The sequence below is a fragment of the Arthrobacter sp. zg-Y1143 genome, assembly GCF_030125565.1.
Lineage (GTDB): Bacteria > Actinomycetota > Actinomycetes > Actinomycetales > Micrococcaceae > Arthrobacter_B.
In genome coordinates this window covers 172,911-195,142 of record NZ_JASKLW010000004.1, presented here as the reverse complement: position 1 = coordinate 195,142, position 22,232 = coordinate 172,911, and the positions used below count along the sequence as shown (strand labels likewise).

Below are 22,232 nucleotides of genomic sequence, written 5' to 3'. Positions count from 1 at the left end.
GGTGTTTACTTGAATTTTGGGTTTCGCCGTGGGGTGAATTCCGCGACCAGCGACCGGATCAGCGGGCCAAGCTGCGAGGGTTCCACGGGTCCGGCGGCGGACGCCAGGACACCTGCCCGGCCGTGCAGGCTTGCGGCCGCTGCGGCCAGCCGTGCGTAGTGGCCCGGCTCCCGTTCGGCGCCAGGCGTGCGGTCGGTGGCCAGCAGGGCGCCGAGGATTCCCGAAAGTGTGTCGCCGCTTCCCGCCGTCGCCAGCCACGGGGTGGCTTCCGCCTGGCTGTACAACTCGCCGGTGGGCGCCGCGACCAGCGTGGCCCAGCCTTTGAGCAGCACCGTGGCACCGGTGAGTTCCGCGGCCCGGCGGACCCAGCGGACGGGATCCGCTTCGATGCCCGTCCGGTCCGCCTCTTCGCCGAGGGAGCGCAGCAGCGCGGTGAGCTCGCCGGCGTGCGGAGTCAGGACGACGCCGGCATGCAGTCCGGGACGCACGCCGCCGATCGCATCGGCATCGATCACTGCCGGAAGCCCCGAAGACATGGCGTCGGCCGCGCGCCGGTGCTGGGCTTCGTCCTCCCCGGCTCCGGGGCCGGCCAGCCAGGCCTGGACGTGCGTGAGCGAGACCGTGCCGGTACTGCATACCGCTTCAGGATGCGTGAGGTTGACCAGCCGGGCCACGGAGTCGGGGCCGAGGTAGCGGACCATCCCCGCCCCGGTAGCCAGGGCTGCTCCCGTGGCCATCAGCGCGGCGCCCGGGTAGGTGGCTGAGCCTGCGGCGATGCCCAGCACACCCCTGCTGTATTTGTGGTCCCGGGGACCCGGTACGGGCAGCAGCCCGGGGAGGTCTTCGTCCTGCAGCCGGAAGGCCTCGGGGGCGCCCAGGTACGGGCCCAGCCCAATATCGATGCAGCGGATCCGGCCGGCCGCCGCCGCGCCTGGTCCGGCCAGCAACCCGGTTTTGACCGCACCGAAGGTAACGGTCAGGTCGGCGTGCAGGCAGGTACCGGGTGCCTGCCCGGAATCGGCGTCCACGCCGCTGGGCAGGTCGCAGGCCACCACTAAGGGGCCGGAGCCCGGCGGGCGATGGTTCAACGCCTCCGCCAGTACCTGTACCGGGCCGCGGAGACCGCCTCTGCCGCCGGTACCCAGGACCCCGTCAATGACGGCGTCCGCTGCCTGCACGGCCCGAACCAGGGCGGGAGCGTTGTGGTCGTCCAGGGTTGCCACCCGTCCGCCCTCGGCACGGACGGCCGCCAGGGCCTCGGGGTGGGCTGCCTGAGAGGTCAGCAATGCCGTCACGGCGGCGCCGCGGGCGGCCAGGCGGGACGCGGCATACAGTGCGTCTGCGCCATTGTTGCCGCTCCCGGCCAGCACGACGACGCGCGAACCGTAGATCCGGCGTCGGGCAGCCAGCTCGGCGGCCGTGGCAGCGTACAGCCCGTAGGCTGCACGCTGCATCAGTTCGGCACCCTGCCCGGCGGCCAGCAAGGGCTGCTCGGCACGGCGGACGGACGTCCCGGTGTACGCACTGATCATGCGCTAAAGCCTAGCCCTCGGCGATGACCATTGCTGTAGCTACGTCACCGTCATGGCTGAGCGAGAGGTGCCAGGTGCGCACGCCCTTGCCCGCTGCCACGGCGGCCACGGTTCCGTCGATCTGCAGCTGCGGAGCACCGGCCGGATCCAGCCGGACCTGGCAGTCCTGCCAGTTCATGCCGGCCGGAGCGCCCAGCGCCTTTGCTACGGCTTCCTTGGCGGCGAAACGGGCCGCCAGGGAGCGGAGGTTCAGTTCCCGCTCCGCCGGCGCAAACAGCCGTGCCCGGAGCCCGGGCGTGCGTTCAAGCTGCCGCCCGAAACGCGGCACGTCCACAACGTCGACGCCGATTCCAATAATCACGCAGCAGCTCCCTATTCCACGGTGACGGACTTGGCAAGGTTGCGCGGCTGGTCCACGTCGAAGCCCTTGGCCGTGGCCAGTTCGCAGGCGAAGATCTGCAGCGGCACGGTGGTCAGCAGCGGAGCCAGCAGCGTGGGCGTTTCCGGCACGTAGAAGATGTGCTCGGCGTAGGCCTTGACCGCGTCGTCGCCCTCTTCGGCGATGACGATGGTCTTGGCGCCGCGGGCGCGGATTTCCTGGATGTTGGAGACCACCTTCGCGTGCAGGGAGTCCCGTCCGCGGGGTGAGGGGACCACCACGAAAACGGGCTGGCCTTCCTCGATCAGGGCGATCGGACCGTGCTTGAGCTCACCGGCAGCGAACCCCTCGGCGTGGATGTACGCCAGTTCCTTCAGCTTCAGGGCGCCTTCCATGGCGACCGGGAAACCGACGTGCCGGCCGAGGAAGAGCACCGAACCGGTATCTGCCATCAGATGCGCGAGGTCCTTGATCTGGCCGGAGTTGTCCAGCACCTGCTGGATCTTGTCCGGGATCTTGGCCAGGTCGGCCAGGATGTCCTTGATCTCGCCCTGGAACTTATTGCCGCGGATCTGGGCCAGGTACAGGCCCAGCAGGTACGCCGCGGTGATCTGGGCCAGGAACGCCTTGGTCGATGCGACGGCGATTTCCGGTCCGGCGTGGGTGTAGAGCACGGCGTCGGATTCACGCGGAATGGTGGAGCCGTTGGTATTGCAGATGGCCAGGACCTTGGCGCCCTGTTCCTTCGCGTAGCGCACGGCCATGAGGGTATCCATGGTCTCGCCGGACTGGGAGATGGCCACGATCAGCGTGTTGGAGTCGACGATGGGGTCGCGGTAACGGAACTCGTGGCTGAGTTCCACCTCCACGGGGATCCTGCACCAGTGCTCGATGGCGTACTTGGCGACCTGCCCGGCGTAGGCGGAGGTGCCGCAGGCCAGGACCATGATCTTGTTGACGGCCTTCAGGTCCTCGGGGCTGACGCGCAGCTCGTCCAGGGTCAGGCGCCCGTCGGCGTCGGAACGTCCCAGCAGGGTGTCGCCGACTGCCTGCGGCTGGTCGTTGATTTCCTTCTCCATGAAGGAGTCGTAACCGCCCTTTTCGGCGGCTGCAGCGTCCCAGTTCACGTGGAACTCGGTGCCTTCGGCGGGCTTCCCGAAGAAATCGCTGATATCCACGGAGTCCGGCGTGATGGTCACCACCTGGTCCTGGCCCAGTTCAACGGCCCGGCGGGTGAAGTCAATGAAGCCGGACACATCCGAGCCCAGGAAGTTCTCGCCCTCACCCAGCCCGACGACGAGCGGGGAGTTACGGCGGGCTGCCACCACGGTGCCGGGGGAATCGTTGTGCACTGCCAGCAGGGTGAAAGCGCCTTCCAGGCGCTGGCAGGCAAGCTGCATGGAACGGGTCAGGTCCCCGCCGCCCTCGCCGCGGTAGATCGAAGCGAGCAGTGCCGCCGCTACCTCGGTATCCGTTTCGGACACGAACACGGCGCCGGCGGCCAGCATCTCGGACTTGAGCTCGGCGAAGTTCTCGATGATCCCGTTGTGGATCACGGCCAGGCGGCCGTTGTCCGCCAGGTGGGGGTGCGCGTTTTCATCGCTCGGGCCGCCGTGGGTGGCCCAGCGGGTGTGGCCGATTCCGGTGGTGGCGGCCGGCAGCGGAGCAGCCTCGAGTTCGGCCACCAGGTTCGCCAGCTTGCCGGACTTCTTGCGGTACTCAATACCCAGGGGTGTCAGGACAGCTACGCCCGCGGAGTCGTAGCCGCGGTATTCAAGCCGCCGCAGGCCTTCCATCACAACGTCGAGGGCCCCGTGGCCGGCAGTTTCAGTACCGCTTACGGCACCCGGGCGGCCTGCATATCCAATAATTCCACACATACCCATAAGACTACCGGCAGGTGGTCGCAGTGCTGAAAACCCGGACGGGCTGCCCGCGCTGCGCGGCGGGACCCGCCGCCGCGGCCGTTTGGGAATGCAGGCGCTTCAGGGCAGAATTCCTAGGGTGACAGAACGCCATGCGAAGCCCTCTCCCGACCACTCCTCCGAGGGCAGTGTCACTCCCTTTGTTGAGCTGGACCGCAAAACCTGGTCACGGCTCTCACATGAGATCCGGTCCCCGCTGAACCAGGATGACATCCTGCGCCTGCGCGGGCTGGGCGACCAGCTGAACCTCGAGGAGATCCGCGAGGTCTACCTGCCCCTGTCCCGGCTGTTGAACCTTTACGTCGCGGCCGCCGGGCGCCTGCACAGCGCCACCACCACGTTCCTGGGTGAAAAGACCACGCGCACTCCCTTCGTGATCGGTGTCGCCGGGTCCGTGGCGGTGGGAAAGTCCACCACGGCGCGCGTGCTGCGCGAGATGCTGCGGCGGTGGCCGGAAACGCCGAACGTGGAACTGATCACCACCGACGGTTTCCTCTATCCCAATGCGGAGTTGGAGCGCCGGGGGCTGATGCAGCGCAAGGGCTTCCCGGAGTCCTACGACCGCCGCCGGCTGCTGCGCTTTGTCAGTGCGGTAAAGAGCGGTGCCGAGGAAGTGCGGGCGCCGAGGTACTCGCACCTGACGTACGACATCGTGCCGGACGAGGAAGTGGTGGTTCGCCGCCCGGATGTGCTGATTGTCGAGGGCCTGAATGTCCTGGCACCGGCACGCACCCGGGCGGACGGCCGGGCGGGCCTGGCCCTGAGCGACTTCTTCGACTTTTCCATCTACGTGGACGCCCGCACGTCCTACATCGAGGAGTGGTACGTCCAGCGGTTCCAGTCGCTGCGCAGCGGTGCCTTCGCGGACCCGGCGTCGTACTTCCACCGGTACGCCGGGCTCACGGACGAGCAAGCCCGTGCCACCGCCCTGGACATCTGGAAGCGGATCAACGAACCGAACCTGGTGACAAACGTCCTGCCCACGAGGGGCCGTGCCCAGTTGGTACTGACCAAGGACGCGGACCACTCGGTGACGCGGATGCTGCTGCGTAAGACGTAGGTCCGGCGGGCCGGAAAGCTAGACGGCGGCACCGGCGTTCAGCGCCAGGTTGGCTTCCACGGCATCGGCCAGGCGGCGGGCCGTTGCGGAGGCAGTGCCCGTGTCGGCCGCTTCCACCATGACCCGAACCACCGGCTCGGTGCCGGAGGGACGCAGCAGCACGCGGCCAGTCTCCCCCAGCTCTGCCTGCGCCCGGGCCACGGCCTGCCGGACGGGTTCATTGCTTTCGACGGCGGACTTGTCCACGCCCTTGACGTTGATCAGAACCTGCGGGAGCTTCTCCATGACGCCGGCCAGCTGCTTCAGGGTGCGGCCCGTGCGTGCCACCTGGGCGGCCAGCTGCAGCCCGGTGAGCACGCCGTCGCCTGTGGTGGCGTATTCAGAGAAGATCACGTGTCCGGACTGCTCGCCGCCGAGGCTGTAACCGCCGCTGCGCATGCCTTCGAGCACGTAACGGTCGCCGACGCCGGTCTCGATAAGCGCGATGCCGGCTTCCCGCAACGCCAGCTTCAAGCCCAGGTTGCTCATGACGGTGGCCACAAGGGCGTTGTCCTTGAGCTTGCCGGCGTCCTTCATGGCCACGGCCATGATGGCCATGATCTGGTCCCCGTCCACCACGTTTCCTTCGTGGTCAACTGCCAGGCAGCGGTCGGCGTCGCCGTCGTGGGCAATGCCCAGGTCCGCACCGTGCTCCACAACTGCGGCCTGCAGCTGCTCCAGGTGGGTGGAGCCGTAGCCGTCGTTGATGTTGAGGCCGTCCGGCTCTGCTCCGATAACCACTACCTCGGCCCCGGCGTCGGCGAAGACCTGCGGGGAGCAGCCGCTGGCGGCACCGTGCGCGCAGTCGAGGACAACTTTGAGGCCTTCAATCCGGTTGGGCAGGGTCTGCAGCAGGTGGACCACGTAGCGGTCCTCGGCGTCGGCGAAGCGGTGGATGCGTCCCACTTCGCTGCCGGTGGGGCGCAGGCTGGGGCGGGACATTTCCGCCTCGATCTCGTCCTCGACGGCGTCATCCAGCTTCTGCCCGCCGCGGGCCAGGAACTTGATGCCGTTGTCGGGGGCGGCATTGTGGGATGCGGAAATAACGACGCCGAAGTCGGCGCCGAGGTCCGCCACCAGGTACGCGGCGGCCGGGGTCGGCAGCACGCCTGCATCAAAGACGTCTACGCCCGAGCTGGCCAGCCCTGCCTCCATGGCAGCGGAAATGAAGTCACCGCTGATCCGCGGGTCGCGTGCGACTACTGCCACCGGACGCCGACCCTCGCCCACGCGGCGGTGGCCGAGTACGACGGCGGCGGCCTGGGCGAGCCCCATGGCCACTTCGGCGGTAATCAGCCCATTGGCCAGTCCACGGACACCGTCCGTTCCAAACAATCTAGTCATTGCGTATCCTCAAGCAGGTTGTAGCCACAGCGGGTAGCCGCACACGGGCAACTTACTGCCCCATTCTGCCACCGGTGCGGTCCCGACTCCGAAACGGGCACCCCGATAGGGCCCCCGGCGCGGCGAAAAACACGCGTGGGGGTAATCCGCCCCACCTCTGCCGCGGGCTCCCGTGACGCACAAAAGGCAGCCGCCGCAGCGACTGCCTTTTGTGCAATAGAACCCTGACCGGCGCTTCTGTAACGAAGTGTTCCGGGCGCTTGTGGAGCCAAGCCCCAAAAAGCGCCGAGGGCCCCAAACTGCATTCGCTCCAGCGAATGCAGTTTGGGTAGGCGCTTTTTAGCGCTTGGAGTACTGCGGGGCCTTGCGGGCCTTCTTGAGACCGGCCTTCTTGCGCTCGATGACGCGGGCGTCACGAGTCAGGAAGCCTGCCTTCTTCAGGGCCGGGCGGTTGTTCTCGCGGTCGATCTCGTTCAGCGACCGGGCAACGCCGAGGCGCAGCGCACCGGCCTGGCCGGAGGGGCCACCGCCGTGGATACGGGCGATGACGTCGTAGGCGCCTTCGAGGTCAAGAAGCTTGAACGGCTCGTTGACTTCCTGCTGGTGCAGCTTGTTCGGGAAGTAGTCTTCGAGCTCGCGGTCGTTGACGATCCACTTGCCGGTACCCGGGACAACGCGCACGCGGGCAATGGCCTGCTTGCGGCGTCCGACGGCGGAGCCGGGGACGGTCAGGGCGGGACGTTCCTTGACAGCGGTCTGGACCGAGTCAGAGGATTCCGAGGTGTAGCTGGTGAGCTCCTCGGTGTTTTCATTCAGCTCTTCAGTGTTCTGAGCCACGATTCTCCTTGAATTAATTCTTTAGTTGGCGGGCCAGAACTACTGGGCGACCTGGGTGATTTCGAAGGTCTTGGGCTGCTGAGCGGCGTGCGGGTGCTCGGCACCGCGGTAGACCTTCAGCTTGCTGATCTGGTCAGCAGCCAGGGAGTTCTTGGGCAGCATGCCGCGGATGGCCTTCTCAACTGCGCGCACCGGGTTCTTTTCCAGCAGTTCGGCGTAGTTGACGGAGGACAGGCCGCCCGGGTAACCCGAGTGGCGGTAGGCACGCTTCTGTTCGAGCTTGGCGCCGGTGAGGGCAACCTTCTCAGCGTTGATGATGATGACGAAATCGCCCATGTCCATGTGGGGAGCAAAGGTCGGCTTGTGCTTTCCGCGCAGCAGTGTTGCGGTCTGGCTGGCAAGACGGCCTAGGACAACGTCGGTGGCGTCAATGACGTGCCACTGGCGGTTGATGTCGCCGGGCTTCGGGGTGTACGTACGCACGGTGTTTGCCTTCGTTTCTTCTTCTTAGGTGGCGCGCTGGCCATGGTGCCATGGACAGTGCAGCTTCTCTATGCGTTACCGGATGGTCAGGTGAGGACTGAAGTAACCAGTGGTCCTGATATCTCGGCTATTTCCCCGGGGCCAGGTGGCTCTGCAACTGAGCCGCTCCCGTGGGCATAGGCCTATCGAGGTAGGACACGCACAACGACTATAAACAATAGCCTGCTTACGTAGGTTGGTCAAAAGCTGCCGCAGCGCCGGGATATGGGATTTGCCCTCATTTTACGACGGCTGCCCGCCGCGGCGCTATTCGCGGTGTGCCCGGGTCAGTTCCGCCCGGCCGGCGAGTTCCGCATCTGCCGGGTAGCGGACCTCTTCCAGGACCAGCGGATGGGGCGGCGCGAGGAGCGATTTCGAGTCCCGGATCCTGGCGGCGAGGCGGTCGGCGAGCCACTGCGGACGCCGCTCCCCCGATCCGACGAGCAGGGAGCCGCCTACCAGCGAGCGGACCATGTTGTGGCAGAACGCGTCCGCCTGTATGTGGGTGGTGATCACCCCGTCGGCGCCGCGGCTGAAACTGAACTCCTGCAGTTCACGGATGGTGGTGGAACCGGTGCGCGGCTTGCAGAAGGAAAGGAAGTCCCGGATCCCCAGTACCCCGTCCGCTGCTTGGTTCATCAACCCGATGTCCAGGGGTGCCTTGAACCAGAGGGTGGTGTGCCGTGACAGCGGGTCCCGGTTCTCGGGAAGGTCACATATCCGGTAGCTGTACCGCCGCCAGAGGGCCGAGAAACGGGCGTCGAAGCCTGCCGGGGCCGGGACTGCCGACAGTACCTCCACGGCGCCGCCATGGGCATCTATTGCGCGCCGCTGCTGGCCGGCCTCCCGCGCCGCCATTGTCAGCTCCTTGTTCAGCACTCCGTGCAGCCTGCGCCGCAGGGAGACGCCCGGATCCAGGTCCCTTCCGCGGGCCAGTCCGTACCATTCCGCGGCAGTGAGATCGAAGTGCACCACCTGCCCGCGGGCATGCACGCCGGCGTCGGTCCGCCCCGCTACGGTAATACGGACCGGCCGGCGCAGCAGTACTGCCAGGGCATCCTCCACGAGGCCCTGAACGGTCCACAGGCCTGGCTGGGCGGCCCACCCGGAGAAGGGCGCCCCGTCATAGGCAAGGTCCATCCGGACGCGGAAAGGCCCGCCGTCCGGTTCAGGGAGGGCGGGCCTTTCAAGAGTCATAGCACCCATATTAAGGGCACCGGGACGTCAGCGAAGAATTACTTCTTCTCTTCGGTCTCCACGACTGCTTCGGGTGCTTCTTCGGAAACAACGACTGCCTCGTCAGCAGAATCGGCAGACTCTGCTGATTCAGCAGACTCAGCGGACTCAGCCGAATCGGCGGACTCTTCGACCGGAGCCGGAGCGGCTACGGCAGCTGCGGTGTTGGCCTCGGCCACAACCGACTGCTTGGCCGAAAGCGGTTCCAGGACCAGTTCGATGACAGCCATGGGAGCGTTGTCGCCCTTGCGGTTGCCGATCTTGGTGATGCGGGTGTAACCGCCGTCGCGCTTCTCCACTGCCGGAGCAATATCGGTGAAGAGCTCGTGGACGATGCCCTTGTCGGAGATCAGGGCCAGGACGCGGCGGCGTGAGGACAGGTCCCCGCGCTTAGCGAACGTGATCAGGCGTTCTGCGTAGGGACGCAGACGCTTGGCCTTGGTCACCGTGGTGGTGATCTGCTTGTGCTCGAACAGCTGCGCGGCAAGGTTGGCCAGCATCAGGCGCTGGTGTGCCGGGCTGCCTCCGAGGCGCTTACCCTTGGTGGGTGTAGGCATTACATTTTCTCCTCAAACGGTGCCGTACGGTGCTTTCAAAGCCCGCCGGCAAGAATTTGCTTCAGTTAGAGCTCGTCGTCCGAGTATTCGGACTCGTCCTCTTCAATAGCTGCGGCACGGGCGGCCAGGTCGAACCCGGGAGGGGAATCCTTCAGGGACAGACCCAGTTCAACCAGCTTTGCCTTCACCTCATCGATGGACTTCGCGCCAAAGTTGCGGATGTCCATCAGGTCAGCCTCGGAGCGGGCAACGAGTTCACCCACCGTGTGGATGCCTTCGCGCTTGAGGCAGTTGTAAGAACGCACGGTCAGCTCGAGGTCTTCGATCGGCAGGGCCATGTCGGCTGCCAGTGCGGCATCCGTGGGGCTCGGGCCGATTTCGATACCTTCAGCGGCGGTGTTGAGTTCACGTGCCAGGCCGAACAGTTCAACCAGGGTGGTGCCGGCAGAGGCGACGGCGTCGCGCGGTGCAATGGCATCCTTGGTCTCAACGTCAACGATCAGGCGATCGAAGTCGGTGCGCTGTTCAACACGGGTGGCCTCCACGCGGAAGGTCACCTTCAGGACCGGCGAGTAGATGGAGTCGACCGGGATGCGGCCGATCTCCTGGTCACCGGACTTGTTCTGGCTGGCCGACACGTAGCCGCGGCCGCGCTCGATGGTCAGTTCGAGTTCGAACTTGCCCTTCGAGTTCAGCGTGGCGATGTGCAGGTCGGGGTTGTGGAACTCCACGCCGGCCGGCGGAGCGATGTCCGCAGCCGTCACCACGCCGGGGCCCTGCTTGCGCAGGTACGCCACAACGGGCTCGTCGTGCTCGGAGGAAACCGAGAGGTTCTTGACGTTCAGGATGATCTCAGTGACATCTTCCTTGACGCCGGGAACCGTCGTGAACTCGTGCAGCACGCCGTCAATCCGGATGCTGGTTACAGCGGCACCGGGGATGGAGGAGAGCAGGGTACGACGGAGGGAGTTACCGAGGGTGTAACCGAAACCGGGCTCCAGGGGTTCGATGATGAACCGTGAGCGGTTATCGGCTACGACTTCTTCAGTGAGGGTAGGGCGCTGTGCAATGAGCACTTGCATTTCCTTTCAGCGAGCATCCGCTATATGACGCAACACAAATGGTGGAAACGACGACGACGGGTCTTCCGCGGGCGTCTTGGACGGCTAACAGCCACGTGCCCGGGACCGGCGGGCCTCCGGCGGGCCGGCCACCGAAGTGGCCTGCCCGCCGGGGGAACCGGAACCGAATGACTGATTAGACGCGGCGGCGCTTCGGGGGACGGCAGCCGTTGTGCGCGCTCGGGGTGACGTCCTGAATGGAGCCAACCTCCAGGCCGGTGGCCTGCAGCGAACGGATGGCGGTCTCGCGACCGGAGCCCGGGCCCTTCACAAAGACGTCGACCTTGCGGACGCCGTGCTCCTGTGCGCGCTTTGCAGCGGCTTCAGCAGCCATCTGAGCAGCGAACGGGGTGGACTTACGGGAGCCCTTGAAGCCAACCTCACCGGCAGAAGCCCATGAGATAACAGCACCGGACGGGTCCGTGATGGACACGATGGTGTTGTTGAAGGTGCTCTTGATATGCGCCTGGCCGAGCGCGATATTCTTCTTATCCTTGCGACGCGGCTTGCGGACCGCTCCACGAGTCTTGGGGGGCATTACTTCTCCTACAAAGAGTTTGGTTTAGGTGGCCCGGATTCGGGCCGTGGCCGTAAGACCGCTGTTTAGCGGCCGGCCTTCTTCTTACCGGCAACGGTGCGCTTCGGGCCCTTGCGGGTACGAGCGTTGGTCTTCGTGCGCTGACCGTGGACGGGCATGCCACGACGGTGGCGGATACCCTGGTAGCTGCCGATCTCGACCTTGCGGCGGATGTCGGCGGCCACCTCACGGCGGAGGTCACCCTCAACCTTGAAGTTGCCCTCGATGTAGTCACGCAGCTGAACGAGTTCAGCGTCGGTGAGGTCCTTGACGCGAGTTTCCGGGCTGATGCCGGTCTCTGCAAGGGTCTGCTCTGCACGGGTCTTGCCCACGCCGTAGATGTAGGTAAGCGCAATCACTACCCGCTTTTCGCGGGGAATGTCAACGCCAGCGAGACGTGCCATATCGGCGGTTCTCCTTTGGTTATTACCGGAGGTCTGAAGCAGTGCGTCCCTGTTGCCAGGTCCCCGGCCTCCGTACCGGGGGTATGCGTCACGCGTATTGACGCTGCACTGCCATATTCAATTAACTACGCGTGGGCTGATCCCTGTGTAAGGGGCCCTCTTGCCGCTGCCCTTGCAGGCCTCGGCGGAAGAGCGGCTGATTAGCCCTGGCGCTGCTTGTGGCGCGGGTTCTCGCAGATCACCATGACTCGACCGTTACGGCGAATCACCTTGCACTTATCGCAGATCTGCTTGACGCTCGGCTGTACCTTCATGGTGTTCCTTTGCGTGGTTGCAGGGTTGAGCTTCAACGTGGGGCAGGCCGGCTGGGCCGGTCCGCCGTCCGTCTTTGCAGCGGTTTATTTGTAGCGGTAGACGATCCGACCCCGGGTGAGGTCGTACGGGCTAAGTTCCACTACAACGCGGTCTCCTGGGAGGATGCGAATGTAGTGTTGACGCATCTTTCCCGAGATGTGTGCGAGCACAATGTGGCCGTTGGCCAGCTCAACGCGGAACATCGCGTTGGGCAGGGCTTCGTTGACCGAGCCCTCGATCTCAATGACGCCGTCTTTCTTGGCCATATCCTCCGCTAACGTCTGTGCCCCCGGCCTGAGCCGGGAACGGTTTTCGATTGTGGTTCCCCTACCTGTTCCGCAGACCGCTCCCGCTGCACAGGGCATCGACGGCGGGTATTCCGGGCACGAATGTAGAGACAACCAACAGATAACTCTACGGGAAGAGGACCCATAAGTTAAATCGCTCCACCTGTCCAGTCCGAATCCTGCCTGGACAGCCGATGCTCCCCTACGAGAGCAGGCCCCGTTCCAAACCGGAACGGGGCCTGCATGGGCAATGGATCGCCCGCTACGGGATGGGAACCGGTGTGACGCCGAGCGGCTCAAGCCTGGAGGCACCGCCGTCGGGCGCGGTCAGCACCCAAATACCCTTTTCGTGAATTGCCACGGAATGCTCCCACTGGCTGGACCGGCTGCCGTCTTCGGTGATTACGGTCCAGTCATCATCCAAGGTGCGGGTGGTGATCTTCCCGCGCACCAGCATCGGTTCGATGGCCAGGCACATTCCCGGGCGCAGTTTCGGACCGTTGTGGCCGGTGCGGTAGTTCAGCACATCCGGGGCCTGGTGCATTTCGGTGCCGATGCCGTGGCCGACATAGTCCTCCAGGATCCCCAGCCGCTTGCCGGGTACCCCGCTGACGTAGTCATCCACGGCTGCTCCGATATCCCCCACGAACCTGCCCTTGGCGGCTGCGGCGATGCCGTGCCACATGGCTTCCTCGGTGACGTCGGAGAGCCGCTGGTCCTCGGGGTCTGCGGTACCCACAATCACGGTGCGTGCCGAGTCCGAGTGCCACCCGCGGACCACGGCGCCGCCGTCGATGGAAATGATGTCGCCGTCCTGCAGCACCCGGTCCCCCGGGATGCCGTGGACAACTTCTTCGTTCACCGACGTGCAGACCGTGGCCGGGTAGTCGTGGTAGCCCAGGAAATTGGAGGTGGCTCCCTTTTCCCGCAGGACCCCCGCGAATACTGCATCGATCTCGCGGGTACTCACGCCCACATCGGCGGCCTTGACGGCGGCGTCAAGCGCGGAGATCAGCACGAGGCCGGCTTCGCGCATGATGCGCATCTGTTCATTTGTCTTGTACTGGATCCGGGGCTGGCCGAACATGTGTCTTCTAACTTCCTAGCGGATAACTCTTTGGCGCTGCCTGGCATTCGCCACGTGGCGGATGTGTCAGCGCAGGTCCTTCAGCGCGTCCATGACCCGCTCCGTGACCTCGTCTATGGCGCCGAGGCCGTCCACGCGGGTGACGATCCCCCGGTCTTCGTAGCGGGCAACGACGTCGGCCGTCTGCTGCTTGTAGAGGTCCAGCCGGTGGCGGATGACGTCTTCGGTGTCATCGCTGCGGCCTTCAAGCTCTGCCCGCTTGAGCAGCCGCGCCACCAGTTCGTCGTCGTCGGCGGTCAGCAGCAGCACGGCGTCGAGCTTCTGGCCGTTGCCGGCCAGGATGTCGTCCAATTCCTCGACCTGCGCCACAGTGCGCGGGTAACCGTCCAGCAGGAAACCGCGCTCGACGTCGTCCTCCTGCAGGCGGGTGCGGACCATGCCGTTGGTGACGCTGTCCGGGACGAAGTTTCCGGCGTCGATGAACTTCTTGGCTTCTACGCCCAGGGGCGTGAGCTCCTTGACGTGGGAGCGGAAGATGTCTCCGGTCGATATTGCCGTGACACCGAGGCGATCCGATATCCGGGCGGCCTGAGTTCCTTTACCGGCCCCGGGAGGCCCGATAATGAGCATTCTTGTCATCGCAATAACCCTTCGTAGTGACGTTGCTGGAGCTGCGCGTCAATTTGCTTAACCGTTTCCAGTCCCACACCAACCATGATGAGGATTGACGTTCCGCCGAACGGGAAGTTCTGGTTGGCTCCAACAACGACCAGAGCAATCAGCGGGATCAGGGCGACAAAGCCCAGGTACAGGGCGCCGGGCAGCGTGATCCGGGAGAGCACGTACTGCAGGTACTCGGCGGTGGGGCGGCCGGCCCGGATGCCGGGGATGAAGCCGCCGTATTTCTTCATGTTCTCCGAAACCTCGTCCGGGTTGAACGTGATGGAGACGTAGAAGTACGTGAAGAAGACGATCAGGAGGAAGTAGACCGCCATGTAGAGCGGGTGCTCGCCGCTGACCAGGTGGTTGTTGATCCACACGACCCAGCCGGCAGGCGAGCCGGTGCTGGGGGTGTTGAACTGCGCGATCAGCGTGGGCAGGTACAGCATGGAGGACGCGAAGATCACGGGGATCACGCCGGCCATGTTGACCTTGATCGGAATGTAGGTGTTGGTGCCGCCCACGGTGCGCCGCCCGACCATGCGCTTGGCGTACTGCACCGGAATACGGCGCTGGGACTGCTCGACCAGGACCACCAGGGCCACTACGAGGATGCCGATGCCAAGCACGCCGAGGAACACGGTCCAGCCCTTGGACGTGATGATGGCGCCGAGGGCGCTGGGGAAGGACGCTGCGATGGAGGTGAAGATCAGCAGCGACATGCCGTTGCCCACGCCCTTCTCCGTGACCATTTCGCCCATCCACATGATGACGCCGGTTCCGGCGGTCAGGGTGATGATCAGCAGGAGGATCGTGACGATGCCCTGGTCAGGAATGATGTCGTACGGGCACTGGTTGCCGAACAGGGCACCCGTGCGCGCCAGGGAAACCACCGTGGTTGCGTTCAGCAACCCAAGGGCGATGGTCAGGTAGCGGGTGTACTGCGTCAGCTTCGACTGGCCCTGGGCGCCTTCGTCATGCAGCGCCTGGAAGTGCGGAATGACCACGCGCAGCAGCTGCACGATGATGCTCGCCGTAATGTACGGCATGATCCCGAGCGCAAAGATGGAAACCTGCAGCAGGGCGCCGCCGCTAAAGAGGTTGACGAATTCATATATGCCACCCGAGGTGGCACCCAGATCCAAGCACTGCTGCACATTGCCGTAGTCAACACCCGGGGCCGGGATAAAAGCACCCATGCGGAAGATAGTGATGATACCCAGCGTAAACAACAGCTTGCGTCGCAGGTCTGGCGTCCGGAAAGCCCGGCCAATAGCGCTAAGCAAGCGTCCTCCTGAAGTTTGGAAAGTCCCATGCGGACTTGTGACAGAAACAGAGTCTAGCCGCTCCGACCCCGTACTGCGTTAACGGCGTACGGGGCGCGGTAGTTGCGTTAAACAGAACTGAACTCCCGGCGGACCGTTCGCCGGCCCGCCAGGAGTTCAGGGGTGAAACATGGGATCGTGCACCCCTCCCCTGCCGGCACGCTCGGTGCGTCCGGCCGGGGAGGGAAACAGGCCCGCCACGGAAGTCTTAGACCTCGGTGGTGGATCCGCCTGCTGCGGCGATCTTTTCTGCAGCGCTGGCGGAGAAGGCGTTGGCGGAGATATCAACCTTGACGGTGATATCGCCGGAGCCGAGAACCTTCACGGGCTGGTTCTTGCGAACCGCACCCTTGGCAACCAGTGCTTCGATGGTCACGGCGCCGCCTTCGGGGAACAGCTCCGAGATCTTGTCCAGGTTTACGACCTGGAACTCGACCCGGAACGGGTTCTTGAAGCCGCGCAGCTTCGGCAGGCGCATGTGCAGCGGAAGCTGCCCGCCTGCGAAACCGGCCTTGACCTGGTAGCGGGCAGCCGTACCCTTGGTACCGCGGCCTGCCGTCTTACCCTTGGAACCTTCACCGCGGCCGACGCGGGTCTTGGCCGTCTTGGCACCGGGTGCCGGACGCAGGTGGTGGACCTTCAGAGTCTTGATTTCTTCGGGCATGTTACTTCGCCTCCTCAACCTTCACGAGGTGCGGAACCGTGTTGATCATGCCAACGGTCACGGCGTCTGCAGTACGGACGACGGAGTCGCCGATGTGCTTCAGGCCCAGTGAACGCAGCGTGTCGCGCTGATTCTGCTTACCACCGATGGTGGACTTAATCTGAGTGATTTCGAGCCGCGCCGAGCTAACGGCGACGTTCTTCGGAGTCGTCATCATCAGGCACCTGCCTTCTGCATGTTGCGGAGCATTGCGGCCGGAACAACCTGGTCCAGCGGCAGGCCGCGGCGGGCTGCCACTGCCTGGGGCTCTTCGAGGCGCTTCAGCGCATCAACCGTGGCGTGCACGATGTTGATGGCGTTGGAGGATCCGAGCGACTTGGACAGAACGTCGTGGATTCCGGCGCATTCGAGGATGGCGCGGACCGGACCACCGGCGATAACGCCGGTACCCGGGGAAGCCGGACGCAGCAGGACTACGCCTGCAGCAGCTTCACCCTGGACGAGGTGCGGGACGGTTCCACCGATGCGCGGGACGCGGAAGAAGGACTTCTTGGCTTCTTCGACAGCCTTTGCGATAGCGGAGGGAACTTCCTTTGCCTTGCCGTAGCCAACGCCGACCATGCCGTTGCCGTCACCGACAACAACGAGGGCGGTGAAGCTGAAGCGACGGCCACCCTTGACCACCTTGGCAACGCGGTTGATGGTAACGACGCGTTCAATGAACTTGTCCTTATCATCGTTGCGTCCGCCGTCGCGGCCACCGCGGCCACCGCGTTCGCCGCGGCCTCCACGGTCGGAGCCGGAGCGCTGCTCGCCGCGACGTCCGCCGCGGCGGTCGTCGGTACCGGTTGCTGCGGCGTCCTTGGTCTCAGTTGCCTCAGCAGCTGTAGCTTCAGTCACCTGATTTTCCTTTTCCTTGTTTACCTCGGTCACAGTGCCAGCCCACCTTCACGTGCGCCGTCTGCAACTGCAGCAATGCGGCCGTGGTAGCGGTTACCACCGCGGTCAAAGACAACGGCTTCAACGCCGGCGGCCTTGGACCGCTCAGCGACGAGTTCGCCAACGCGCTTGGCCTTGGCGGTCTTATCGCCTTCCAGTGCACGCAGATCCGCTTCCATGGTGGAGGCGGAAGCCACGGTTACGCCACGGGTGTCATCGACAACCTGGACGAAGATGTGGCGGGCAGAGCGGTTAACCACCAGGCGGGGACGGGCCCCGGTGCCGGAAATCCGCTTGCGGATACGCAGCTGGCGACGGCTGCGCAGGGCAGACTTGCTCTTGCTGTTTCGCTTCTTATTGATGCTGATGGCCATGGTTACTTACCAGCCTTTCCGACCTTGCGGCGGACAATCTCGCCGGCGTAACGAATACCCTTGCCCTTGTAGGGGTCGGGCTTACGCAGCTTGCGGATGTTGGCGGAAACCTCGCCCACCTGCTGCTTGTCGATACCGGACACGGTGACCTTCGTGGGGCCTACCACGGTAAGCGTGATGCCTTCCGGGGCCGTGACGGGAACCGGGTGGCTGTAGCCCAGGGCGAACTCGAGGTCCGCACCCTTTGCTACAACGCGGTAACCGGTACCAACGATTTCCAGGTCCTTCTTGTAGCCCTCGGTCACGCCGGTGATCATGTTGCTGATCAGCGTGCGGGTCAGGCCGTGGAGGGAGCGGGATTCACGCTCGTCGTTCGGTCGGACAACGGTGATGATGCCGTCTTCCAGGGAAGCCGTGATCGGGCTGGGCACAGTGTGGCTCAGCTCGCCCTTGGCGCCCTTGACGGACACAACGTTGCCGTTGATGGCGATATCTACTCCGGCAGGAACCGGGATGGGCAGACGTCCAATACGTGACATTTTTCTTTCCCTTCCCTGCTACCAGACGTAGGCGAGGACTTCCCCACCTACGCCCTTCTTGGCGGCCTGGCGGTCGGTCAGGAGACCTGACGACGTCGACAGGATTGCGATACCCAGGCCACCCAGCACGTGCGGCAGGTTGGTGGACTTCGCGTAAACGCGCAGACCGGGCTTGGAGATGCGGCGTACACCGGCGATGGAACGCTCGCGGTTCGGACCGAACTTGAGGTCCAGGGTCAGCTTCTTGCCGACCTCGGCTTCTTCTTCCTTCCAGCCGGCAATGTAGCCCTCGGCCTTCAGGATGTCAGCAACGCGCGCCTTGAGCTTGCTGTAGGGCATGGACACGGAATCGTGGTATGCCGAGTTTGCATTGCGCAGACGCGTGAGCATATCTGCGACAGGATCTGTCATTGTCATTTGGGCTCTTGCCCTCCCTCGTAACGGTTTCCTGCAGGAGTTCCGTGCGGCGTCGCCTCACGGGTGTCCGTCGGACCTGTTACGTAGTAATTAATCTTCGGATTTGAACGGGAAGCCGAGCGCCTTCAGCAGCGCGCGTCCCTCGTCATCGGTCTTTGCGGTGGTAACCACGGTGATGTCCATGCCGCGTACGCGGTCGATCTTGTCCTGATCGATTTCGTGGAACATCGACTGCTCGGTCAGACCGAACGTGTAGTTGCCGTTGCCGTCGAACTGCTTGCCGTTCAGGCCGCGGAAGTCACGGATACGGGGCAGGGCCAGGGTGACCAAGCGGTCTACGAATTCCCACATGCGGTCGCCGCGCAGGGTAACGTGCGCGCCGATCGGCATGCCTTCGCGCAGCTTGAACTGTGCGATGGACTTGCGTGCCTTGGTGACCTGGGGCTTCTGGCCCGTGATCTGGGTGAGGTCCCGGACCGCACCGTCAATGAGCTTGGAGTCCTTGGCGGCATCTCCAACACCCATGTTCACGACCACCTTGACGAGGCGGGGAACCTGGTTGACGTTTGAGTAGTTGAATTCGTCCTGCAGGGTCTGCTTGATCTCCGCCGCGTAGCGGGTCTTCAGACGGGGAACGATCTTGGTGACAGTCTCAGTCATTAGAGGTCCTTCCCAGAGCCCTTGGCCACGCGGATACGCACAGTGCGCTCACGGCCATTCTTTTCGACGGTTTCAGTGCGGAAGCCAACGCGGGTCGGCTTCTTGGTCTCCGGGTCGACGACTGCGACGTTGGAAACGTGGATCGGGGCTTCGACAACCTCGATGCCGCCGGTCTTGGAACCGCGGGAGGACTGGCCAACCTTGGTGTGCTTGGTGACGCGGTTGATGCCTTCAACGAGAACGCGGTTGCTCTCGGGGAAGACCTTCAGAACCTTGCCCTGCTTACCGCGGTCTCCGCCGCGCTCAGCCTTTGCACCGGTGATGACCTGAACGAGGTCACCCTTCTTGATCTTTGCCATGGACTACAGCACCTCCGGAGCCAGCGAAATGATCTTCATGAACTTCTTGTCGCGAAGTTCGCGGCCGACCGGGCCGAAGATACGGGTACCGCGGGGGTCGCCGTCGTTCTTCAAGATCACTGCAGCGTTCTCATCGAACTTGATGTAGGAACCGTCCTGGCGGCGGCGTTCCTTCTTGGTACGGACGATGACGGCCTTGACCACGTCGCCCTTTTTGACGTTGCCGCCGGGAATTGCATCCTTGACGGTGGCAACAATGGTGTCGCCAATGCCTGCGTAGCGACGGCCGGATCCACCGAGAACGCGGATGGTCAAGATTTCCTTGGCACCCGTGTTGTCGGCGACCTTCAGTCGCGACTCCTGCTGAATCACTTATTACTCCTGTCGTCGCGCCGGTTCTCAGTACTGAGCCTTGCGGAACGGATATGGGTGGACCCCGTAATACTGGTACTCAACGCCTGGCCGGCAGGCCGCACGCCAGTGCGGGCTGCCTTTACGGCGTCGAACAAGATTATCGGGCTTTTGTCTCATTCGGCGGTGAGGAAGCCGGGCCGGATCAGGCCCCAGATTCGGGCCGCACTCCGGACACACTTCCGCACCGCACAGACAAGATTTCAAGTTTATCGCGAAAAGGCCCCGGAAGCGAAATCGAAGACGATAACGCGGCCGGGGCCCCTCACGCTTGGACGGGGCCGGCGTGCCCTTGGTCCGCTGGGACCGAAGGACACACCGGCTGGCCGGCCGGTACTTCTTACTACTAGGTTACTTGGCCTTCTCGAGGATCTCGACCAGGCGCCACCGCTTGGTCGCAGACAGCGGCCGGGTCTCGGCGATCAGAACGAGGTCGCCGATGCCGGCGTCGTTCTGCTCGTCGTGGGCCTTGCGCTTGGAAGTCCGGCGAATAACCTTGCCGTAAAGGGCGTGCTTCACGCGGTCTTCAACCTCGACAACGATGGTCTTATCCATCTTGTCCGAGACCACGTAGCCGCGTGCGGTCTTCCGGTACCCGCGGGCATCGGCTCCGTTTGCGTCAGTTGTCACTGCTGCCTCATTCTTGTTTTCGCTCATTTGGCATCATCCTCAGCGACCTTGGCTTCAGATTCAGACTCAGTAGCCTTCTTCTTGGACTTCTTCGGTGCCTCGGGTGCTGCTTCCTCAACGGGAGCGGCAACCTCGGGACGAATGCCCAGCTCGCGCTCACGCAGCACCGTGTAGATGCGGGCGATATCGCGCTTGACTGCACGCAGACGACCGTGGTTTTCCAGCTGGCCGGTGGCCGACTGGAAGCGGAGGTTGAACAGCTCCTCCTTGGACTTGCGCAGTTCCTCGACGAGACGGTCCTTATTGAAGCCGTCCAGCTGCTCAGTTGTCAGCTCTTTTGATCCAACTGCCATTTCTATTCACCACCCTCGCGACGCACAATGCGTGCCTTCAACGGCAGCTTATGGATCGCCAGGCGCAGTGCCTCACGAGCTACCTCTTCAGAAACACCGGAGAGTTCGAACAGAACCCGTCCCGGCTTGACGTTTGCAACCCACCACTCCGGAGAACCCTTACCGGAACCCATGCGGGTTTCGGCCGGCTTCTTCGTCAGCGGACGGTCCGGATAAATGTTGATCCAGACCTTTCCGCCACGCTTGATGTGGCGTGTCATGGCAATACGTGCAGCTTCAATCTGGCGGTTGGTGACGTATGCAGGCGTCAGAGCCTGGATACCCCACTCGCCGAAGCTGACGGCAGTGCCGCCGGTTGCAGCGCCGGAGCGACCCGGGTGGTGCTGCTTACGGAACTTGACTCGACGTGGGATAAGCATTTAAGCCTGTCCTCCTTCTGCTGCGGGGGCAGCTGCCTCAGCGGCCGGAGCCTCTGCAGCAGGCGCGGCGGCCTTGTCGCCGCGGTCGTTGCGACGACGGCGGTCGCCGCCGCGGTCGCCACGGTCGGCTGCCGGGCCGCGGCCCGGACGGTCGTTGGAGCGTCCGCGGGACGGTGCAGCAGCCTGCTGTGCAGCCAGTTCCTTAGCGGTGACGTCGCCCTTGTAGATCCAAACCTTCACACCAATGCGGCCGAAGGTGGTCTTGGCCTCGAAGAAGCCGTAGTCGATCTGCGCGCGGAGGGTGTGCAGGGGCACACGGCCTTCGCGGTAGAACTCCGAACGGCTCATTTCGGCGCCGCCCAGACGGCCGGAGCACTGGATACGGATACCCTTTGCACCTGCACGCTGTGCGGACTGGATGGCCTTCTTCATCGCACGGCGGAAAGCCACGCGGGAAGAGAGCTGCTCAGCAACACCCTGGGCAACAAGCTGGGCTTCCATCTCGGGGTTCTTGACCTCGAGGATGTTCAGCTGAACCTGCTTGCCGGTGAGCTTTTCCAGCTCGCCGCGGATACGGTCTGCTTCGGCGCCGCGGCGGCCGATCACGATGCCCGGACGTGCAGTGTGGATATCCACACGGACACGGTCACGGGTGCGCTCGATCTCAACCTTGGCGATGCCGGCGCGGTCCATGCCAGTGGACATCAGCTGACGGATCTTGATGTCCTCGCGGACGAAGTCCTTGTAACGCTGGCCCGGCTTGTTGCTGTCAGCAAACCAGTGCGATACGTGGTCAGTGGTGATGCCGAGTCGGAACCCGTGCGGGTTTACCTTCTGTCCCACTTAGCGTTCCTCCTCGTTCGTAGGGGTTGCGACTACCACGGTGACGTGGCTGGTCCGCTTGTTGATGCGGTAGGCGCGGCCCTGGGCCCGCGGCTGGAACCGCTTCATGGTGGGTCCTTCATCAACGAATGCTTCGCTGATGTAGAGGTCACCTTCGTCGAAGGCCACGCCGTCACGGTCCGCGAGGACTCGTGCATTGGCCATAGCCGACTGAACTACCTTGAATACCGGCTCCGAAGCTGCCTGGGGGGCAAACTTCAGAATTGCCAGAGCCTCATTCGCTTGCTTGCCACGAACAAGGTTGACGACGCGCCGGGCCTTCATAGGCGTTACGCGGATATGACGCGCAATTGCCTTGGCTTCCATTGCTTTCCTTCT

Annotated in this window: 31 protein-coding genes; 1 reads left to right on the top strand and 30 read right to left on the bottom strand. The window is 64.1% G+C overall.

Annotated features, from left to right (window positions below; genetic code table 11):
* Window positions 1-5 precede the first annotated feature (5 nt).
* From QNN98_RS05035 to glmS, 3 genes are read right to left on the bottom strand one after another with little or no spacing between them, the layout of a single operon-like run.
* Window positions 6-1,532 (bottom strand): NAD(P)H-hydrate epimerase, encoded by a 1,527-nt coding sequence (locus QNN98_RS05035; RefSeq protein ID WP_283996423.1) that lies wholly within the window; start codon window positions 1,530-1,532, stop codon window positions 6-8.
* 10 nt (window positions 1,533-1,542) lie between these two features.
* Window positions 1,543-1,893 carry a holo-ACP synthase gene (locus tag QNN98_RS05030; protein ID WP_227912822.1) on the bottom strand — a complete coding sequence of 117 codons (351 nt, stop codon included), beginning with the start codon at window positions 1,891-1,893 and terminating at the stop codon, window positions 1,543-1,545.
* A gap of 11 nt (window positions 1,894-1,904) precedes the next feature.
* Complete coding sequence (gene glmS / locus QNN98_RS05025; protein ID WP_227925086.1) at window positions 1,905-3,791, bottom strand: glutamine--fructose-6-phosphate transaminase (isomerizing); 1,887 nt, start codon at window positions 3,789-3,791, stop codon at window positions 1,905-1,907.
* A gap of 124 nt (window positions 3,792-3,915) precedes the next feature.
* Between glmS and coaA the strand changes: the two genes are divergently transcribed.
* A complete protein-coding gene (gene coaA, locus QNN98_RS05020) occupies window positions 3,916-4,896 on the top strand; it encodes a type I pantothenate kinase (protein WP_502864578.1) in 981 nt (326 codons plus the stop codon).
* Between the two features lie 18 nt (window positions 4,897-4,914).
* Here coaA and glmM read toward each other — a convergent pair whose 3' ends face one another.
* The 27 genes from glmM to rplV form a co-directional block, all read right to left on the bottom strand.
* Window positions 4,915-6,279 (bottom strand): phosphoglucosamine mutase, encoded by a 1,365-nt coding sequence (glmM, locus tag QNN98_RS05015; RefSeq protein WP_227925088.1) that lies wholly within the window; start codon window positions 6,277-6,279, stop codon window positions 4,915-4,917.
* A 339-nt stretch (window positions 6,280-6,618) separates the two neighbouring features.
* Complete coding sequence (rpsI, locus tag QNN98_RS05010) at window positions 6,619-7,116, bottom strand: 30S ribosomal protein S9 (protein WP_227912818.1); 498 nt, start codon at window positions 7,114-7,116, stop codon at window positions 6,619-6,621.
* A gap of 39 nt (window positions 7,117-7,155) precedes the next feature.
* Entirely contained in the window at window positions 7,156-7,599 is a 444-nt protein-coding gene (gene rplM / locus QNN98_RS05005; RefSeq protein ID WP_146361130.1) for a 50S ribosomal protein L13, read from the bottom strand.
* Between the two features lie 306 nt (window positions 7,600-7,905).
* Window positions 7,906-8,835: a tRNA pseudouridine synthase A gene (locus QNN98_RS05000; protein ID WP_227912817.1), complete on the bottom strand. Its 930-nt coding sequence runs from the start codon at window positions 8,833-8,835 to the stop codon at window positions 7,906-7,908.
* Window positions 8,836-8,873: 38 nt separating this feature from the next.
* Window positions 8,874-9,431 (bottom strand): 50S ribosomal protein L17, encoded by a 558-nt coding sequence (gene rplQ, locus QNN98_RS04995; RefSeq protein ID WP_283996421.1) that lies wholly within the window; start codon window positions 9,429-9,431, stop codon window positions 8,874-8,876.
* 65 nt (window positions 9,432-9,496) lie between these two features.
* Window positions 9,497-10,507 (bottom strand): DNA-directed RNA polymerase subunit alpha, encoded by a 1,011-nt coding sequence (locus tag QNN98_RS04990; RefSeq protein WP_227912815.1) that lies wholly within the window; start codon window positions 10,505-10,507, stop codon window positions 9,497-9,499.
* 181 nt (window positions 10,508-10,688) lie between these two features.
* Window positions 10,689-11,090 (bottom strand): 30S ribosomal protein S11, encoded by a 402-nt coding sequence (gene rpsK, locus QNN98_RS04985; protein WP_049829160.1) that lies wholly within the window; start codon window positions 11,088-11,090, stop codon window positions 10,689-10,691.
* 65 nt (window positions 11,091-11,155) lie between these two features.
* Window positions 11,156-11,533, bottom strand: a complete 378-nt coding sequence (gene rpsM / locus QNN98_RS04980; RefSeq protein WP_146361124.1) for a 30S ribosomal protein S13 — start codon at window positions 11,531-11,533, stop codon at window positions 11,156-11,158.
* Window positions 11,534-11,733: 200 nt separating this feature from the next.
* A complete protein-coding gene (gene rpmJ, locus QNN98_RS04975) occupies window positions 11,734-11,847 on the bottom strand; it encodes a 50S ribosomal protein L36 (protein WP_012397712.1) in 114 nt (37 codons plus the stop codon).
* Between the two features lie 84 nt (window positions 11,848-11,931).
* The gene (infA, locus tag QNN98_RS04970; protein ID WP_055239372.1) at window positions 11,932-12,153 is read right to left on the bottom strand and encodes a translation initiation factor IF-1; all 222 of its coding nucleotides are present in this window, start codon (window positions 12,151-12,153) and stop codon (window positions 11,932-11,934) included.
* 283 nt (window positions 12,154-12,436) lie between these two features.
* Window positions 12,437-13,261 carry a type I methionyl aminopeptidase gene (gene map, locus QNN98_RS04965; RefSeq protein WP_227912814.1) on the bottom strand — a complete coding sequence of 275 codons (825 nt, stop codon included), beginning with the start codon at window positions 13,259-13,261 and terminating at the stop codon, window positions 12,437-12,439.
* Window positions 13,262-13,327: 66 nt separating this feature from the next.
* Complete coding sequence (locus QNN98_RS04960; protein ID WP_227912813.1) at window positions 13,328-13,900, bottom strand: adenylate kinase; 573 nt, start codon at window positions 13,898-13,900, stop codon at window positions 13,328-13,330.
* The gene (gene secY / locus QNN98_RS04955; protein WP_227925090.1) at window positions 13,897-15,207 is read right to left on the bottom strand and encodes a preprotein translocase subunit SecY; all 1,311 of its coding nucleotides are present in this window, start codon (window positions 15,205-15,207) and stop codon (window positions 13,897-13,899) included. Before secY ends, QNN98_RS04960 begins: the two co-directional genes overlap by 4 nt.
* A 247-nt stretch (window positions 15,208-15,454) precedes the next feature.
* A complete protein-coding gene (gene rplO, locus QNN98_RS04950) occupies window positions 15,455-15,910 on the bottom strand; it encodes a 50S ribosomal protein L15 (RefSeq protein ID WP_227912811.1) in 456 nt (151 codons plus the stop codon).
* Window position 15,911: 1 nt separating this feature from the next.
* Window positions 15,912-16,124, bottom strand: a complete 213-nt coding sequence (rpmD, locus tag QNN98_RS04945; RefSeq protein ID WP_227912959.1) for a 50S ribosomal protein L30 — start codon at window positions 16,122-16,124, stop codon at window positions 15,912-15,914.
* Window positions 16,125-16,126: 2 nt separating this feature from the next.
* Window positions 16,127-16,810 (bottom strand): 30S ribosomal protein S5, encoded by a 684-nt coding sequence (rpsE, locus tag QNN98_RS04940; RefSeq protein WP_227912810.1) that lies wholly within the window; start codon window positions 16,808-16,810, stop codon window positions 16,127-16,129.
* Window positions 16,811-16,839: 29 nt separating this feature from the next.
* Window positions 16,840-17,223, bottom strand: a complete 384-nt coding sequence (gene rplR / locus QNN98_RS04935) for a 50S ribosomal protein L18 (protein ID WP_227912809.1) — start codon at window positions 17,221-17,223, stop codon at window positions 16,840-16,842.
* 2 nt (window positions 17,224-17,225) lie between these two features.
* Window positions 17,226-17,762, bottom strand: coding sequence for a 50S ribosomal protein L6 (rplF, locus tag QNN98_RS04930; RefSeq protein WP_227912808.1), 537 nt, complete (start codon window positions 17,760-17,762; stop codon window positions 17,226-17,228).
* Between the two features lie 18 nt (window positions 17,763-17,780).
* Entirely contained in the window at window positions 17,781-18,179 is a 399-nt protein-coding gene (rpsH, locus tag QNN98_RS04925; protein ID WP_146361106.1) for a 30S ribosomal protein S8, read from the bottom strand.
* 90 nt (window positions 18,180-18,269) lie between these two features.
* Complete coding sequence (gene rplE / locus QNN98_RS04920) at window positions 18,270-18,839, bottom strand: 50S ribosomal protein L5 (protein WP_227912807.1); 570 nt, start codon at window positions 18,837-18,839, stop codon at window positions 18,270-18,272.
* Window positions 18,839-19,198 carry a 50S ribosomal protein L24 gene (gene rplX, locus QNN98_RS04915; RefSeq protein WP_227912806.1) on the bottom strand — a complete coding sequence of 120 codons (360 nt, stop codon included), beginning with the start codon at window positions 19,196-19,198 and terminating at the stop codon, window positions 18,839-18,841. Before rplX ends, rplE begins: the two co-directional genes overlap by 1 nt.
* A 3-nt stretch (window positions 19,199-19,201) precedes the next feature.
* Window positions 19,202-19,570, bottom strand: a complete 369-nt coding sequence (gene rplN, locus QNN98_RS04910) for a 50S ribosomal protein L14 (protein ID WP_055239356.1) — start codon at window positions 19,568-19,570, stop codon at window positions 19,202-19,204.
* A gap of 390 nt (window positions 19,571-19,960) precedes the next feature.
* Window positions 19,961-20,266: a 30S ribosomal protein S17 gene (gene rpsQ / locus QNN98_RS04905; RefSeq protein WP_146361100.1), complete on the bottom strand. Its 306-nt coding sequence runs from the start codon at window positions 20,264-20,266 to the stop codon at window positions 19,961-19,963.
* Complete coding sequence (gene rpmC / locus QNN98_RS04900) at window positions 20,263-20,592, bottom strand: 50S ribosomal protein L29 (RefSeq protein WP_283996419.1); 330 nt, start codon at window positions 20,590-20,592, stop codon at window positions 20,263-20,265. The genes rpsQ and rpmC overlap by 4 nt, the downstream gene beginning before the upstream one ends.
* A gap of 2 nt (window positions 20,593-20,594) precedes the next feature.
* A complete protein-coding gene (gene rplP, locus QNN98_RS04895; RefSeq protein WP_146361096.1) occupies window positions 20,595-21,011 on the bottom strand; it encodes a 50S ribosomal protein L16 in 417 nt (138 codons plus the stop codon).
* The gene (gene rpsC, locus QNN98_RS04890; protein ID WP_227912805.1) at window positions 21,012-21,854 is read right to left on the bottom strand and encodes a 30S ribosomal protein S3; all 843 of its coding nucleotides are present in this window, start codon (window positions 21,852-21,854) and stop codon (window positions 21,012-21,014) included. It lies immediately after the preceding gene.
* The gene (rplV, locus tag QNN98_RS04885) at window positions 21,855-22,220 is read right to left on the bottom strand and encodes a 50S ribosomal protein L22 (RefSeq protein WP_227912804.1); all 366 of its coding nucleotides are present in this window, start codon (window positions 22,218-22,220) and stop codon (window positions 21,855-21,857) included. It lies immediately after the preceding gene.
* Window positions 22,221-22,232: the final 12 nt, after the last annotated feature.

What these genes read in the sequence shown, in the direction of transcription:
- QNN98_RS05035 (WP_283996423.1), bottom strand. Translation starts at nt 1,532, where the DNA reads ATGATCAGTGCGTACACCGGGACGTCCGTCCGCCGTGCCGAGCAGCCC.
- glmS (WP_227925086.1), bottom strand. Translation starts at nt 3,791, where the DNA reads ATGTGTGGAATTATTGGATATGCAGGCCGCCCGGGTGCCGTAAGCGGT.
- glmM (WP_227925088.1), bottom strand. Translation starts at nt 6,279, where the DNA reads ATGACTAGATTGTTTGGAACGGACGGTGTCCGTGGACTGGCCAATGGG.
- QNN98_RS05000 (WP_227912817.1), bottom strand. Translation starts at nt 8,835, where the DNA reads ATGACTCTTGAAAGGCCCGCCCTCCCTGAACCGGACGGCGGGCCTTTC.
- rplQ (WP_283996421.1), bottom strand. Translation starts at nt 9,431, where the DNA reads ATGCCTACACCCACCAAGGGTAAGCGCCTCGGAGGCAGCCCGGCACAC.
- rpsK (WP_049829160.1), bottom strand. Translation starts at nt 11,090, where the DNA reads ATGCCCCCCAAGACTCGTGGAGCGGTCCGCAAGCCGCGTCGCAAGGAT.
- rpsM (WP_146361124.1), bottom strand. Translation starts at nt 11,533, where the DNA reads ATGGCACGTCTCGCTGGCGTTGACATTCCCCGCGAAAAGCGGGTAGTG.
- rpmJ (WP_012397712.1), bottom strand. Translation starts at nt 11,847, where the DNA reads ATGAAGGTACAGCCGAGCGTCAAGCAGATCTGCGATAAGTGCAAGGTG.
- infA (WP_055239372.1), bottom strand. Translation starts at nt 12,153, where the DNA reads ATGGCCAAGAAAGACGGCGTCATTGAGATCGAGGGCTCGGTCAACGAA.
- map (WP_227912814.1), bottom strand. Translation starts at nt 13,261, where the DNA reads ATGTTCGGCCAGCCCCGGATCCAGTACAAGACAAATGAACAGATGCGC.
- QNN98_RS04960 (WP_227912813.1), bottom strand. Translation starts at nt 13,900, where the DNA reads ATGACAAGAATGCTCATTATCGGGCCTCCCGGGGCCGGTAAAGGAACT.
- rplO (WP_227912811.1), bottom strand. Translation starts at nt 15,910, where the DNA reads ATGCCCGAAGAAATCAAGACTCTGAAGGTCCACCACCTGCGTCCGGCA.
- rpmD (WP_227912959.1), bottom strand. Translation starts at nt 16,124, where the DNA reads ATGACGACTCCGAAGAACGTCGCCGTTAGCTCGGCGCGGCTCGAAATC.
- rplR (WP_227912809.1), bottom strand. Translation starts at nt 17,223, where the DNA reads ATGGCCATCAGCATCAATAAGAAGCGAAACAGCAAGAGCAAGTCTGCC.
- rplF (WP_227912808.1), bottom strand. Translation starts at nt 17,762, where the DNA reads ATGTCACGTATTGGACGTCTGCCCATCCCGGTTCCTGCCGGAGTAGAT.
- rpsH (WP_146361106.1), bottom strand. Translation starts at nt 18,179, where the DNA reads ATGACAATGACAGATCCTGTCGCAGATATGCTCACGCGTCTGCGCAAT.
- rplE (WP_227912807.1), bottom strand. Translation starts at nt 18,839, where the DNA reads ATGACTGAGACTGTCACCAAGATCGTTCCCCGTCTGAAGACCCGCTAC.
- rplX (WP_227912806.1), bottom strand. Translation starts at nt 19,198, where the DNA reads ATGGCAAAGATCAAGAAGGGTGACCTCGTTCAGGTCATCACCGGTGCA.
- rpsQ (WP_146361100.1), bottom strand. Translation starts at nt 20,266, where the DNA reads ATGAGCGAAAACAAGAATGAGGCAGCAGTGACAACTGACGCAAACGGA.
- rpmC (WP_283996419.1), bottom strand. Translation starts at nt 20,592, where the DNA reads ATGGCAGTTGGATCAAAAGAGCTGACAACTGAGCAGCTGGACGGCTTC.
- rplP (WP_146361096.1), bottom strand. Translation starts at nt 21,011, where the DNA reads ATGCTTATCCCACGTCGAGTCAAGTTCCGTAAGCAGCACCACCCGGGT.
- rplV (WP_227912804.1), bottom strand. Translation starts at nt 22,220, where the DNA reads ATGGAAGCCAAGGCAATTGCGCGTCATATCCGCGTAACGCCTATGAAG.